This is a genomic window from Actinosynnema sp. NPDC050436 (assembly GCF_040655415.1).
GTDB lineage: Bacteria > Actinomycetota > Actinomycetes > Mycobacteriales > Pseudonocardiaceae > Actinosynnema.
Window position 1 is genome coordinate 214,187 of sequence record NZ_JBFAJV010000003.1, and the last position, 13,452, is coordinate 227,638.

The following is a 13,452-nucleotide window of genomic DNA, read 5'->3' on the forward strand; positions in this document are numbered from 1 at the left end:
CGGCGGCGCCCGGCCGCCGGGCGTCAGCGGGCCTTGCAGGGGCCGACGTCGGTCCGCACGCCCTGCTGGTCGAACCCGCTCTCGTCGGACTGCCGCACCTCGCAGACGACCTTGTCGCCCGCCTGCACCCCGTCCGGGAGCTGGTCGAGGTCGGCCACCCGGGTGCTGATCGGCTCGACCGACTTCGGCTCGGGCTGGTCGATCTCCAGGTTGGCGTACGGCGGCCGGGTCTTGCCGGTCGACTCGTAGCCGGGGTTGACCTTGGTGACCGTGAAGGCCACGTCGCCCTTCCAGTCCTTGCCGCCGCCGCACCCGGCGAGCACGGTTCCCGACACGGCAACGACCACCAGGGCCCTGAGCGCCTTCACCCGGTCGAGCTTAGCCGGCCCGCGCCGGCCGGTCCGGCGAGTCGCGCATCCCGGCCGGACCCACCTCGCGCCGGGTCGTGGCGCTGGTCCAGGCCGCCGGGTCAGGGCGCGCGTTACTCGAAGCGCAGAACCGGCAGGTGGTTCGACAGGTCGGCCCGCCCGCCGGACGCGGTGACCCTGGCGGTGTCCAGGGCGGAGGCCCAGTCCAAGCGGCCGGTGGCCAGCTCCAGCCACGTGCGGGGGTCCGTCTCCACGACGTTGGGCGGGGTGCCCCGGGTGTGCCGGGGGCCGGGCACGCACTGGACGGCGGCGAACGGCGGGACGCGCACCTCGACGCTGCGGCCCGGCGCGGTCTGCTCCAGGGTGCGCAGGCTCAACCGGACCGCCGCCGCCAGGACCGGCCTCGGCGGCTGCTCGGCGGTGCCCGCCAACCAGGGCAGGACCGCCGCGACGGCGGCGCGGGTCTCGTGCGGGTCTACCGGTTTCGGCGGCACCCGATCAGGTTAGCCGCCGACCGACCGGCTCACGGCCGACCGGCGACGTGCCCCGCAGGCGGGGCGCGCGGGCGGGAGCGGCCCGGCCGGCAGGAGCGCGCGGCGGGAGTCGCAGGGTCGTGTCACCGGCGGCAATCGCGCTTCGGTGGTGTCGCCGGGGGTGCGGGGGTGACCGGGCGTGCAGGCTGCGACCAGGGACCGTGACCTGCCGGGATGGTCGGCCTTCACGGTGTGGTGAGAGCACTTGTCGTCCGCGCGGCGCGAGTGAGGATCGATCTCATGAACATCACGAAATCGTTCACCGCCCTCGCCGCGATCACCGCCGCACTCGCGCTCGGCAGCACCGGTGCCAACGCGTCCCCGGTGGACGTGACCGCGTTGCAGTGCGACGGCGACACCTACAAGTGCACCGCCAAGCTCCGCTTCGGCGACGGCCGCTGGGTCGCCCAGTGGGCCACCGACGTCTACCACGACGACCGCGTGCTGCTCCAGGACCCGGTGGACGTGACACGCCTGCAATGCGACGGCGACACCTACAAGTGCACCGCGAACCTGCGCTTCGGCGACGGCCGCTGGGTGGCCCAGTGGGACGCCGACGTCTACCACGGCCGCGTGCAGCTCCAAGACCCCGTGAACGTCACCCGCCTCCAGTGCGACGGCGACGCCTACAAGTGCACGGCGAACCTCGACTTCGGCGACGGCGAGTGGGTCGCCCGGTGGGACGCGAACGTGTTCCACCGGTGACCCGGGCGGCCCGCGTCACAGCTTCGCGGCGCGCACCGCCTCGGCCAGCAGCTCGTCCACCTGGTGGGTCAGCCGGCGGGAGTCCGTGGGCGTGAAGGTGCTCCACGGGACGGTGCCGTTCGACGCGCGGCGCTGCTGGAGGTAGCGGCCGTCCTCGGTGTCGAAGAACGCCACCACGCGGTCCGGGCGGCAGCGCTTGCCGTACTTGTCGCGGGCGGCTGCGCCGAAGTTCCCGGTGTGCACGAGGCCGGTGAACATCTTGACCAGGGTCGTGGCGTCCTCCTGGCGCACGCCGTGGTTGCGCAGCGACGCCTCCAGGCTCTTCGGGGAGCCGTCGGAGTTCTTCACGGCGGCTTCCAGGTCGGCGCTGGGCATCGTCACCGAGTGCCCGTTGCCGGCGGGGTGGGCGGGCAGCGTGCCCAGCACGGCCGTGGACAGGCCGCTGCCCGCCGCGCGCCGGAACGTCACCCGGTTGTCCTCCAGGGTGGCCACGGCGCCGTGGTCGCCGTTCGCCACGCCCAGCACCCGGACGCTGCGCCCGATCCACACCCGGCCGTCGACCTCGCGCTCCGGGCGGAAGAAGAGCTTGAGCAGGTAGTCGAGTTCCGGGTGCAGGCCGGTCGGCCCGCCCAGGCCCCGCACGCCGACGTCGTGCCACACCCGGCGTTCGAGGTCCGCGCGGTCGCGGTGCGTCCGGCCGGGTGACGGGACCTTGATCACCAACGGCATGGGGCCCAGGTCGAGGCGCTCCCACAGGACGTCGAACTCCTCGCCGGACAGGGTGATCGGCTCGCGCTCGGCCTGCCCCCCGAAATAGGTCACTGCGTGCTCCAGGTCGTGCCTGACGCGGCCGGGCACCGCCCCTGCGGCGGTGCCTCCACTGCCGGTCCAGGCCAGGCCCCCGCCGGGGACCTGGCCTGGACGTCGTAACTCGGGTCTCGCTGCCGGACTACTGCGGCGTCTCGCCGATCACCGGCGGGGCGACCAGCCGCTCGTCGCCGAACACGTCGTCGGTCTCGACCAGGTAGTCGGCCGACTTGTGCTCGACGTCGTCCTCGCCCTCGCCGGGCCTGCCGCCGTGGCCGCCGGCACCGCCGGGCGCACCACCGGGACGTCCGCCCTGCGCACCGGGACCGCCGGGACCGCCGGGGCCGCCGGCACCGGGGCCGAAGCCGCCGACGCCCGCCATGCCGCCGCGACCGGGCGCGGTGCTGCTCGGCGTGCCGCCGGGCACGCCCTGACCGCCGGGCACGCCCTGGCCGGGCGCACCGTGACCGGGCACGCCGCCGGGGCCGAACGCCGGCCGACCCGCGCCGGGACCGCCGGGGCCGCCCGGGATGCGCGCGTTCGGCGGCAGGTTCGGGCGCGCGTGCGGGCCGCCGGGACCGCCGGGGCCCTTGCCGGGCACCTGACCGGGCGTCGTCGACGGCGGCTTCCAGCCACCGGGGGGCGGGAAGCCGCCCGGCGGGGGTGACGGGGGGCCGACCGGCGGCGGTGGCATGACCGGCGGCGGGGGCGGCGTCGGCGTGGGCGTCACCCACGACGGGTGCGTGGTGTTGCCCGGGGGGACGAAGCTCGGCGGCGGGGCCACCGGCGGGGTCGGCGCGGGCGTGGCCCAGCTCGTCCGCGTGGTGCCCTCGCCCGGCGGGGTCCAGGTCTGCTGCGGGCTGGAGTAGTTCGCGCTGCTCTGGTTGTAGCTGCCCGCGCCGCCCGGCGGCGGGGTGTCGATGACCACCTGCGGCGGCGGGACGAACTCGCCCAGCGTGCCGCTGTTCCACTCGCTGTTGGACTGGTAGGTGTTCATCACCTCGACGGCCTTGGCCTCGGCGTTGTCCTGCGCCGCTTCCTGGGCCTCGTGGTCCTGCTGCTGCTTGATGACGTGCATCATGCCGACCGGGCCGGTCAGCGCGCCCAGGATCTTGTCGCCGGTGGACGGCGCCTCGGTGGTCACCGGCAGCGGCTCGGGCATCGACTTGCGGGCGTCGGCGATGTAGTCGCCCTGGAGCTGCGCGGACGTCTTCATGGTGTCCGAGCCCTGCTTGGCGTCGCCCGCCCACTTGCCCAGGGGCGACAGCGCGGTCTGCGTCTCCTCGGCGGTGGAGCCCTCCCACTTCGCGCCGAGCCTGCCCAGCGCGGTGTGGATCGACTCGTCGACCTCGGCCAACGCGTCGGACAGGCCCTTCCAGCCGTCCTCGACGGGCCGGGAGGCGGCCACGCCCGGGCCTTCGTTGATCATGCGGTGCAGATCGGGGTGGGCATACCCGCGCCAGCGGTGGTCACCCATCGTGCTCGCCCCCCTCGGGTGCGTGGTGGATCGGGGTCAGTCGGAGTGGATGCGGCCCCAGGCCGCGACGTTGTCGCCCTCGACCCGGCGGTAGTCCGCCTCGATCGCGGTGAGCTGGTCCACGCAGCCGCGGAGCTGGTCGCGGTAGGCGAGGATCGCGTTGAGCGCGGCCACGTCGCCGGTCTCGAAGGTGTCCCGGTTGAACGCCTCGGCGGTCTCCCTGCTGACCGGGTCGCCGGCCCAGGAGCGCGCGCGCACGGCGGACATCGCGTTGTTGATCTCCGGTTCCAGCCGGTTCAGCGCGTCCTGGAAGACCTTGCGGGCCTCCGGGATCGCCGTGGGGTCGACGCTGAGCTTCTGCGGCTTCCCGCTGTAGTCCGGCGGCGTGGAGCCCCCACCACCACCATCCGCGATGAACACGGCACACCCTCCTCAGTGCTGCACACCTGCCCCTGCGCGTGCAAGTGGGACGACTCTAGCTCTGATGCACGACACAGGTACCCGGTTCCCGGGGCAAAGGGAGTAGTTCCCCGCGTCTTATTTGGCCATGAGGTTCGCCACAACGGCCCCCGCGACCTGCGGCACGAGCCGGCACAACTCCTCGATCGGCGTGTCGGCGAAGCTGCTGACGTTGGCGTCGACCATCTGGCCGTCGCTCACGTCGACCGCGATGGTGCACTTCGGCAGCTTCCCGGGCTCCTTGACCAGCACCGCCGGGAAGCCCGCGACCTCCACCTTCTCCGCCTGGTCGGCCTGGGCGCTGCCGGTGTAGAAGTCGATGCCCTCGGTCCCGATCACGGTGGTGCCGACCAGGTACTTGCCGTCCGCCCGGTTGTAGTGGCAGGTCGCCCAGTCGAAGCCCGGCACCGCGCCCTTCTGCGGGGGCTGGTCGGTGCCGAACTCGGCGCGCTGCGCCTCGGTGAGCAGGCTGCACGGGTCGACGTCGCGCACGTTGATGGTCTTGGGGCGGTCGGCCGGCCGCGCGGAGCCCGACGTGCTCCCCGCCGTGGTGGGCGTCGCCGCGCCCCCGGTGCCGGTCCCGTTCCCGCTCGGCGAGCCGGTCGTGCTCTGCGAGCACGCGGTCAGGACGAGCACGGCGGCGAGGATCGGCACGGCACGGCGCATGGCGCCCAACGTATCGGATCGGCGCGCACGCAGCGTCGCGAACGCGGCAGCCGCGTCACTCGTCAGCCGCATTGCCGGACCGGGCCTTCGGCGGAAACCTCCTGGGGGAGAGCCGCCGCCACCTCACGCCAGTCGGGAGGAGCAATGCGCTCACGGGCAACACCGTTCGTGGCGGTCCTGGCGCTCGCGTTCGCCGTGCCGGCCGCCGTCGCCGAACCCCTCCCCGGTGGACCGCGCTTCACCGTCACCGCCTCACCGGGCGAGGACACCACCGTCCCCGACTGGCGGATGCAGTCGAGCGCCCGGGCCGGGCAGGGCGGCGCGGCCATCTCGACCACCTCCTACGCCGACACCGGCTGGCTGACCGTGCCCACGCGGTCCACCGTGCTGGCCGGGTTGGTCGCCAACGGCGCGTACCCGGACTTGGACCAGGGCGAGAACCTCAAGCAGGTCGACCGGGCCGACTTCGCCGTGCCGTGGTGGTACCGCACGGTGTTCACGGCCGCGCCGCGCGCCGGGTCGCGCACGTTCCTCAGGCTCGACGGCGGTGTCATCTCGCGCGGCGAGGTGTGGCTGAACGGCACGCTGGTCGCGGGCTCCGACCGGGTCGTCGGCGCGTACCCGAGGCACGAGTTCGACGTGACGCCCCTGCTGCGCGACGGGCAGAACGCCCTGGCGGTCCGGGCGTCGTCGGCCGACCCGAAGAACGACCTGTCCATCCACTTCATCGACTGGGCCCAGCTCCCGCCCGACCGCAACCAGGGCCTGTTCCGCGACGTCGGGTTCGCGGTGGACGGCCCGGTGTCGCTGCGGTTCCCGCGCGCCACCGCCGACCTGCCGCTGCCCAGCCTGGCCTCCGCGGTGGTGACCGTGGAGGTGGACGCGCGCAACAACACCGGCGCCCCGGTCACCGTCGAGGTGTCCGGGACGATCGGTCTCGCGCCGTTCAGCCGGCGGATCTCGTTGGCCGCCGACGAGACGCGCACGGTGGCGTTCACCCAGGACGTCGACCGGCCCCGCGTGTGGTGGCCGTTCCAGATGGGCGGGCAGCCGCTCTACACGGCGTCGCTGGAGGCGGCGGTCGACGGCGTCCGCTCGGACACCGCGTCCACCGCGTTCGGCGTGCGCGAGGTGACCTCGGCGCTGGTGCAGGGCGCGCGGCAGTTCCGCGTGAACGGCGTGCCGTTCGCCGTGCGCGGCGGCGGGTGGGCGTCGGACCTGTTCCTGCGCACGGACGTCCGCCGGATCGAGGACCAGCTCAAGCTGGTGCGCGCGTTGGGCCTGAACACGATCCGGCTGGAGGGCAAGCCCGAGGGCGACGAGTTCTACGACCTGGCCGACCGGTACGGGATCATGCTGCTCACCGGCTGGGAGTGCTGCTCCAAGTGGGAGGACTACCCGTCGTTCGACGCCGAGGACACCCGCGTCGCCGGCGAGTCGGCGGAGAGCGAGGCGCGGCGCGTCCGCAACCACCCGTCGCTGCTGGGGTTCCTGATCGGCAGCGACGCCGCGCCCCCGGCGGCGCTGGAGAAGGTCTACCTCGACGCGCTGGCGCGCGCGGGCTGGACCCTGCCGGTGATCTCCTCGGCGAAGGCGCTCAGCTCGCCGAAGCTCGGCGCACCCGGCATGAAGATGGACGGGCCGTACTGGTGGGTGCCGCCGGACTACTGGTACACCAAGAAGCTCGGCGGCGCGTTCGGGTTCGCCTCGGAGATCGGGCCGGGGCCGACCGTCCCGGAGTTGGACGAGCTGAAGAAGTTCTTGCGGCCGGCGGACATCGCCAAGCTGACCGACTACAACGCGGTCCAATACCACCTGTCGCCCTCGACGACGTTCAACAAGTTCTCGTTCTGGGGCACGGCGCTGGACGGCCGCTACGGCAGGCCGTCGACGCCGGAGCAGTTCGTGCGCAAGGCCCAGTTGGCGAACTACGAGACCAACCGCGCCCAGTTCGAGGCGTTCGGGCGCAACGCCTCCGACGCGACCGCGCCGGCGACGGGCGTCATCTACTGGATGCTCAACGACGCGTGGCCGAAGATGTACTGGCACCTCTACGACTACCACCTGGCCACGGCCGGGTCGTACTTCGGCGCGAAGACGGCGCTGCGACCGCTGCACGTCCAGTACTCCTACGACGACCGGTCGCTGGCGGTGGTGAACACCGGCTTGGCGGACGTGCCGGGGTTGTCCGTGCAGGCGACCGTGTTCACGCTCGACGGCACGGTGAAGTCGGACGAGACCCGACCGGTCACGGCCCGCGCCAACGGTTCCGTGCGCGCCGGGACGCTGCCGCAGCCGGGCGGGCTGTCGCCGACCTACTTCGTGCGGCTGCTGCTGAAGGACGCCACCGGTGCGGTGGTGGACCGGAACGTGTACTGGTTGTCCACCAAGGCGGACAGGCTGAACTACCAGGCGTCGACCTGGTACCACACGCCGCAGGCCGAGTACGCGGACCTGAAGGGCCTGGACCGCCTGCGCCCCGGCCAGGTGGCGGTGACGACCGCCGGGGTGCCCGGCGAGGGCTGGACGGACGTGACGCTGCGCAACACCGGGACGTCGGTGGCGTTCTTCGTGCGGGCCACGATCCGGAAGGGGGTCGGCGGGCCGGAGGTGCTGCCGACCGAGTGGAGCGACAACTACGTGACCCTGTGGCCCGGCGAGTCGCTGACCCTCAAGGCCCGCTACCGCGCGGCGGACCTGGGCGGCGCGACCCCCTCGGTGGAGGTGTCCGGCCACAACGTCGCCCGGGTCGTCCGGTGACCCTTCCGGTCGTGCGCCCGACGTTTCGAACGTAGCCTCGCCCCGTGGGCGACACGGGGCGGGGCAGGGCGGCGCTGGTGGTTCCGGGCAAGCCGGACCTGGCCCGCGTGGTGAACCTGAGGATCGTTGAACAATCCGGCGACGAGGGCGCGCGGGCCGGCACGCACGCGGCACCGACCGGCGGCCACGCGGCGGGCAGTGCCCACCGGTCCGACGACGCCTGGGACTACGGGCCGTTCTCCGGCGACCTGGGCACCGGCCCGGGCGGCGACCCGGACCGGAGCCTGGGCGGCGACCTGCACGGCGGGCCGGACGACGTCGAGGTCGTGGAACGACCCGACGAGGTGCAGGTGCAGGGGCTGCTCGCCGGGGTGTGCGGGACCGACGTGGAGATCGTCCGGGACGGGTTCGGCGAGCCCCCGGCCGGGCAGGACGGGCTGGTGCCGTTCCACGAGTCGCTGGGCCGGGTGCTCGTCGCGCCCGCAGGCTCCGGGTTCGTGCCGGGCGACCTGGTGGTGGGCGTGGTGCGGCGCCCCGACCCCGAGCCGTGCCCGGCGTGCGCGGCAGGCGCCTGGGACTTCTGCCGCAACGGGCGCTACCGGGAGCGCGGGATCAAGGAGCTGCACGGGTACGGGATGCAGCGGTGGAGCGTGCCGCCGGAGTTCGCGGTGCGGCTCGACCCGGCGCTGGGCGACCTCGGCGTGCTCACCGAACCGGCGTCCGTCGTGGCCAAGGGGTGGACCCAGGCGGAGGCCCTGTGCCGGCGCGCGCACGTCGTGCCGAGGTCGGTGCTGATCACCGGCGCGGGGCCGATCGGGCTGCTCGCGGCGCTGCTCGGGGTGCAGCGCGGCCTGGAGGTGCACGTCGTGGACCGCGTCGAGGACGGCCCGAAGCCGGACCTCGTCCGCGCGCTGGGCGCGCACTACCACCGGGAGCCGGGCGACCTGACCGCCGACGTCGCCGTCGAGTGCACCGGGGTGGCGCCGCTGGCCTGGGAGGCGATCCGCCGCACGTCCGTCACGGTGCTCGCGGGCCTGGCCGGCGAGCACGACCCGGTGCCGCTGGACCCGGTGGTCTTCGACGAGGTCGTGCTCGGCAACAAGTCCGTGGTCGGCACGGTCAACGCCGCCCTGCTCGACTACCGCGCCGCCGCCGACGCCCTCGCCCAGGCCGACCGCTCGTGGCTGGCCGGCCTGATCACCCGCCGGGTGCCGCTGGAGCGGTTCACCGAGGCGTTCGACCGGCACGAGGACGACGTCAAAGTGGTGGTCGACCTCGCCTGACGCACCCGCACCGGCGGGTCTGCCCGGACCGCCCTACCGGCGGAGCATCTCGTCGATGTCCTCGGGCTTCATCGGCTTGGCGAAGAACCAGCCCTGGCCGGTGTCGCAGCCGATCCGGTGCAGGCGCTTGGCCTGCGACGGGGTCTCCACGCCCTCCGCCGTCACGCCCAGTTGCAGCGCGTGCGCCAGTTGCACCAGCGTGGACACGATCTGCGCGTCGACCGGGTCCTCCTCGTCGGCCGCGCGCAGGCCCTCCATGAACGACCCGGCGATCTTCAGCTCGTGCACCGGCAGGTGCTTGAGGTACGCCAAATTCGAGTACCCGGTGCCGAAGTCGTCGATGGCGATCCGCACGCCCATGTCCGACAGCGCCCGCAGCGCCTCCAGCGGCTCGTCGGCGGTGCCCATGATCGCGCTCTCGGTCAGCTCGAGCTGCAGGTGGTGCGGCGGCAGCGCGCACTCGTCCAGGATGCGCTTCACGTCCCGCACCAGCTCCGGGTCGCGGGACTGCCGCACCGCCAGGTTCACCGACACGAACGGGGCCGAGTCACCGAACTCCTCCAGCCACCGCCGCCCCTGCTCGCACGCCCGGCGCAGCACCCAGCGGCCCAGCGGCACGATCAGCCCGGTCTCCTCGGCCAGCTCGATGAACCGGTCCGGCGCGAGCCGCCCGAACTCGGGGTGCTGCCAGCGCACCAGCGCCTCGACGCCCACCACCGTGCTGTCCTCCAGGCGCACCAGCGGCTGGTAGTCGACGTAGAACTCGTCGCGCTCCAGCGCCGCCGGCATGGTCGCGGACAGCGTGAACCGGGCGACCTCCTTGGCGTTGCGCTCCGGGTCGTACAGCGCCCAGCGGGACTTGCCGTCCGCCTTCGCCCAGTACAGCGTGATGTCCGCGTCGCGCATCAGGTCGGCGGCGGTGGTGCCGGACAGGGCGCGCTCGACGATCCCGATGGACGCCGACACCGTCAGCTCGTGCCCGCCGATCCGGATCGGCGACTCCAGCTCGCGTAAAACGCGGTCCGCCACGGCGACGATGTCCTGGGTGTCGCGCGAGCCCTCGACCAGGATCACGAACTCGTCGCCCCCCATCCGCGCGACCAGCTTGCCCTCACCGGACACCGAGTGGTCCAGCCGGCGGCCGACCTCGACCAGCAGCTGGTCGCCGATGTCGTGCCCGAGGCTGTCGTTGATCACCTTGAACCCGTCCAGGTCCAGGTAGCACAGGCCCGCGCGCCGCCGGGCCCGGTTGTTGAACACCCGGCCCAGCCGCTCCAGGAACAGCGCCCGGTTCGGCAGCCCGGTCAGCGGGTCGTGCAGCGCCTGGTAGCGCAGGCGGTTCTGCAGCAGGTGGCGGTCGGTGACGTCCTCGATCATCGCCACCTGGTACTGCGGGTCGCCGTGGTCGTCGCGCACCAGCGACAGCGTGAGGTGCGTCCACACCTGCTCGCCGTCCGCGCGCCGGAACCGCTTCTCCGCCCGGTAGTGGTCGCACTCGCCCGCCGTGAGCTGGTCGTAGAGCCGCCAGACGCTCGACCCGTCCTCGGGGTGCATCAGGTCGCGGATGTTGTACTGCCGCATCTCCTCGACGCTGAACCCGAGCATGTCCTGCAACGCCTGGTTGACGTCCAGGATGCGGCCCTCGATGTCGGCGATGCCGATGCCGATCGCCGCCTCGGTGAACATCGCCCGGAACCGCGCCTCGGACGCCCGCAGCGCCGCCTCGGCCTGGTCGCGGGCGTCCAGCACGGCCGCCCGGATCGCCTCCTGCTCGGCCAGCGTCCGCTCCCGCAGCGCCCGCGCGTAGCCGGCGGACAGCGCGCCCTGCAACGCGGCCAGCCTCGACCGCATCACCTCGTCGGGGGCGATGCCCAGCTCGGCGAGCAGGTCGTCGCCGAGCAGCTGCACCGTCCGGCCCAGCGTGTCCGTGCCGGTGAAGTGGGCCTCGACCAGGCGCGCGCCGATCTCGTAGCCGGGCGCGGTGCGGAACGGGCTCGCGTGCAGCGCGTGCACCAGCACCTCGGTCAGCGCCTGGAGGTGCTCGGCCACCTCGGCCCTGGTCATCGGGACGTAACTGCTGCCGATCACCGCGGTGGCCCACGTCCGCGCGAACGACTCGGCCCCGGCCAGTACGGCGGGGTCGAGGTTCGATCGGCCCGGTGCTGCCACCCGATGGTCAACCTGTTCCGTCATGTCCGCCGGCCTACCGCCACAACGCAGAGGATACGGCCGGTTGCCCGACGCGGTCGACCGTCGTGGTGCGGACCGTTGCGCACGACATCACTTCCGCACCACCCTCAGCCCTTGCGGCCGACCGCGCCGAAGCCGAGGAAGCTCGACGAGTTCTCGTCCAGGTCGTCGGGCGACTCGGGGTGCCACAGCGGCAGCCGCTCCACCCCGGGTTCGACCAGGTCGAAGCCGGTGAACAGGCGCTCGATCTCCCGCTTGCTGCGGTAGGTCAGCTCGCTGACGCCCCGGTTGTAGACGCCCTTGGCGTCGTCCCACGCCGGGTCCCACTCGCCCTCCTCGTACCCGGCGTGCGACATCGCCAGGAAGCTGCCGGCGGGGATGGCGTCGTGGTACGCCTCGATGATGCCGCGCGGGTCGTCCGAGTCGGGCACGAAGTGCAGCAGCGCCACCATCAGCACGGCGACCGGCTGGTCGAAGTCGAGCAGGTGCCGCACCTCGGGCGACTTGAGCACGCCCCGCGCGTCCCGCACGTCGGTCTGCAACACGCCGACCAGCTCGTTCCCAGTCAGGATGGCCCGGCTGTGCGCGACCGCCACCGGGTCGACGTCGACGTAGACGACCCTCGCCGACGGGTCCGCGGCCTGCGCGATCTCGTGCACGTTGCCCACGGTCGGGATGCCCGAACCGAGGTCGAGGAACTGCCGGATGCCCCGCGAGAGCAGGTAGCGCACCGCCCGGCGCAGGAAGGACCGGTGGTTGAGGATGATGGTCTTCAGCACGGGCACGTCGGCCTGGACCTTGTCGCCCACCGCCCGGTCGACGGCGAAGTTGTGCGCCCCGCCCAGCCAGTAGTCGTAGACCCGCGCGATGCTCGGGCGGCTCAGGTCGATGTCCACCGGTGCCCAGGTGGGCCGCTCCACGCTGTCCACGTGCTCTCCTTCGGTGCCGCTCGGTCGCGGTGACCCCCACATCATGGGCCAATCCGGTGAGTTACCACACTGCCGGTTCACCGGCTGTGCCCGAACGGCCCCCCGGAGCGCCGCCACCGGGGAGAATCCCCGCCTTGTGGACTACCTGTGGATCGCGGGCGCGGTGGGCGTCGCCACCGCCTCGGTGCTGTTCGTGGTGGCGCACAGGAGGGCCGGCAGCCTGCTGGTGCCCACGCTGGTCGGGTCGATCGGCGCTTTCCTGCTGGTCGCGGGATGGCTGTTCGTCATCGACCGGAACGCGCCGAAGGGCGAGGCGATCAAGACCGGCGGGCTCGCGGGCGGCGCGGTCGTCGCGCTCTACGCGCTGTGGCTCAACGACCGGCGGCGGCGCACCGACGAGGCCCGCCAGCAGATCGAGGTGAAGCGGCAGGAGGTCGAGACCGCCCGGCAGGAGCTGGAGGGCGCGCGGGCCGAGCACGACCGGGCGCGGGTGGCCGACGAGCGGTTCGCGCGGTCGGTCGAGCTGCTCGGGCACGACGCGGAGCAGGTCCGGGTGGGCGCGATGCACGCGCTGGCCGGCCTCGCCCGCTCGCGCGCCGAGTACACCCAGACCGTGCTGGACGTGCTGTGCGCGTACCTGCGCCGGCCGTTCGCGCCGGAGGTGGTCGAGGGCAGGCCGACCCGGGACAGCGAACGCGAGCTGGAGGTCCGGCTCAGCGCCCAGCGCCTGGTCGCGGACCTGCTGCCGCCCGACGACCTGGGCGGGGCCGAGCTCTACGACCTCGACCTGACCAGGGCGTACCTGACCTACTTCGACCTGTCCCACCGCCAGATCGGCGAGCTGGTGATCCGCGCGGCCCTGCTGGACGAGTCGAACTCGTTCCACCACACGGTCGTGCACGGCGGCGCGTGGTTCACCGACAGCGTCAGCCGGGGCCGGCTCTACCTGCACGACATGGCGTTCTGCGGGAAGGCGTGGTTCAGCCGGTTCAGCGGCGCGGAGAACACCGACTTCGCGCGCACGAAGTTCCTCGGCCCGAACAAGTTCGCGGGCGCGCGGTTCTCCGGCCGGGTGGGTTTCGCCGGGGCGGAGTTCACCGAGCCCATCGACTTCACCGGGGCGGAGTTCCGGGGCGGGCTGGACCTGCGGCCGACCAAGGTCGCGGTCGCCCGCACGCACGGCATGACGGTGTCGCTGGAGCACGAGACGGCGTTGCCGCAGGGGTGGGTCGTCGACCCGCGCGACTCGGCGACCGGGCTGGTGAGGAGTTGAGC

12 protein-coding genes are annotated in these 13,452 nt (G+C 73.2%); 4 read left to right on the top strand and 8 right to left on the bottom strand.

Going from position 1 to position 13,452, the window contains the following annotated elements:
- Positions 1-23: 23 nt before the first annotated feature.
- Complete coding sequence (locus AB0I60_RS09370) at positions 24-368, bottom strand: hypothetical protein (protein ID WP_360727173.1); 345 nt, start codon at positions 366-368, stop codon at positions 24-26.
- 113 nt (positions 369-481) lie between these two features.
- Entirely contained in the window at positions 482-862 is a 381-nt protein-coding gene (locus tag AB0I60_RS09375) for a sterol carrier family protein (RefSeq protein WP_360727174.1), read from the bottom strand.
- 279 nt (positions 863-1,141) lie between these two features.
- Between AB0I60_RS09375 and AB0I60_RS09380 the strand changes: the two genes are divergently transcribed.
- Positions 1,142-1,606: a hypothetical protein gene (locus tag AB0I60_RS09380; RefSeq protein WP_360727176.1), complete on the top strand. Its 465-nt coding sequence runs from the start codon at positions 1,142-1,144 to the stop codon at positions 1,604-1,606.
- A 15-nt stretch (positions 1,607-1,621) separates the two neighbouring features.
- On the opposite strand, the gene AB0I60_RS09385 is transcribed toward AB0I60_RS09380, so the two are convergent.
- From AB0I60_RS09385 to AB0I60_RS09400, 4 genes are all read right to left on the bottom strand, one after another.
- Positions 1,622-2,428, bottom strand: coding sequence for an ESX secretion-associated protein EspG (locus AB0I60_RS09385; RefSeq protein WP_360727177.1), 807 nt, complete (start codon positions 2,426-2,428; stop codon positions 1,622-1,624).
- Between the two features lie 127 nt (positions 2,429-2,555).
- The gene (locus AB0I60_RS09390) at positions 2,556-3,842 is read right to left on the bottom strand and encodes a PPE domain-containing protein (protein WP_360727178.1); all 1,287 of its coding nucleotides are present in this window, start codon (positions 3,840-3,842) and stop codon (positions 2,556-2,558) included.
- 84 nt (positions 3,843-3,926) lie between these two features.
- Positions 3,927-4,310: a transcriptional regulator gene (locus AB0I60_RS09395; RefSeq protein ID WP_360727179.1), complete on the bottom strand. Its 384-nt coding sequence runs from the start codon at positions 4,308-4,310 to the stop codon at positions 3,927-3,929.
- A gap of 117 nt (positions 4,311-4,427) precedes the next feature.
- Positions 4,428-5,015, bottom strand: coding sequence for a DUF3558 domain-containing protein (locus AB0I60_RS09400; RefSeq protein ID WP_360727180.1), 588 nt, complete (start codon positions 5,013-5,015; stop codon positions 4,428-4,430).
- Positions 5,016-5,159: 144 nt separating this feature from the next.
- Between AB0I60_RS09400 and AB0I60_RS09405 the strand changes: the two genes are divergently transcribed.
- Together AB0I60_RS09405 and AB0I60_RS09410 are read left to right on the top strand one after the other, a co-directional pair.
- On the top strand, positions 5,160-7,775 hold the full coding sequence (locus tag AB0I60_RS09405; RefSeq protein WP_360727182.1) for a glycoside hydrolase family 2 TIM barrel-domain containing protein: 2,616 nt from the start codon (positions 5,160-5,162) through the stop codon (positions 7,773-7,775).
- Between the two features lie 44 nt (positions 7,776-7,819).
- Positions 7,820-9,058 (top strand): alcohol dehydrogenase catalytic domain-containing protein, encoded by a 1,239-nt coding sequence (locus AB0I60_RS09410; RefSeq protein ID WP_360727183.1) that lies wholly within the window; start codon positions 7,820-7,822, stop codon positions 9,056-9,058.
- A 33-nt stretch (positions 9,059-9,091) separates the two neighbouring features.
- Here AB0I60_RS09410 and AB0I60_RS09415 read toward each other — a convergent pair whose 3' ends face one another.
- Together AB0I60_RS09415 and AB0I60_RS09420 are read right to left on the bottom strand one after the other, a co-directional pair.
- On the bottom strand, positions 9,092-11,251 hold the full coding sequence (locus tag AB0I60_RS09415) for an EAL domain-containing protein (RefSeq protein ID WP_360727185.1): 2,160 nt from the start codon (positions 11,249-11,251) through the stop codon (positions 9,092-9,094).
- 104 nt (positions 11,252-11,355) lie between these two features.
- Positions 11,356-12,177: an SAM-dependent methyltransferase gene (locus AB0I60_RS09420; RefSeq protein ID WP_360727187.1), complete on the bottom strand. Its 822-nt coding sequence runs from the start codon at positions 12,175-12,177 to the stop codon at positions 11,356-11,358.
- Between the two features lie 136 nt (positions 12,178-12,313).
- Here AB0I60_RS09420 and AB0I60_RS09425 point away from each other — a divergent pair, with 136 nt between their 5' ends.
- Entirely contained in the window at positions 12,314-13,450 is a 1,137-nt protein-coding gene (locus AB0I60_RS09425; RefSeq protein ID WP_360727189.1) for a pentapeptide repeat-containing protein, read from the top strand.
- The last annotated feature ends 2 nt before the right edge of the window (positions 13,451-13,452 follow it).

Bases quoted from the DNA above. Each gene is read 5' to 3' on its own strand.
- AB0I60_RS09400 (WP_360727180.1), bottom strand. From the start codon at position 5,015: ATGCGCCGTGCCGTGCCGATCCTCGCCGCCGTGCTCGTCCTGACCGCG.
- AB0I60_RS09405 (WP_360727182.1), top strand. From the start codon at position 5,160: ATGCGCTCACGGGCAACACCGTTCGTGGCGGTCCTGGCGCTCGCGTTC.
- AB0I60_RS09390 (WP_360727178.1), bottom strand. From the start codon at position 3,842: ATGATCAACGAAGGCCCGGGCGTGGCCGCCTCCCGGCCCGTCGAGGAC.
- AB0I60_RS09415 (WP_360727185.1), bottom strand. From the start codon at position 11,251: ATGACGGAACAGGTTGACCATCGGGTGGCAGCACCGGGCCGATCGAAC.
- AB0I60_RS09380 (WP_360727176.1), top strand. From the start codon at position 1,142: ATGAACATCACGAAATCGTTCACCGCCCTCGCCGCGATCACCGCCGCA.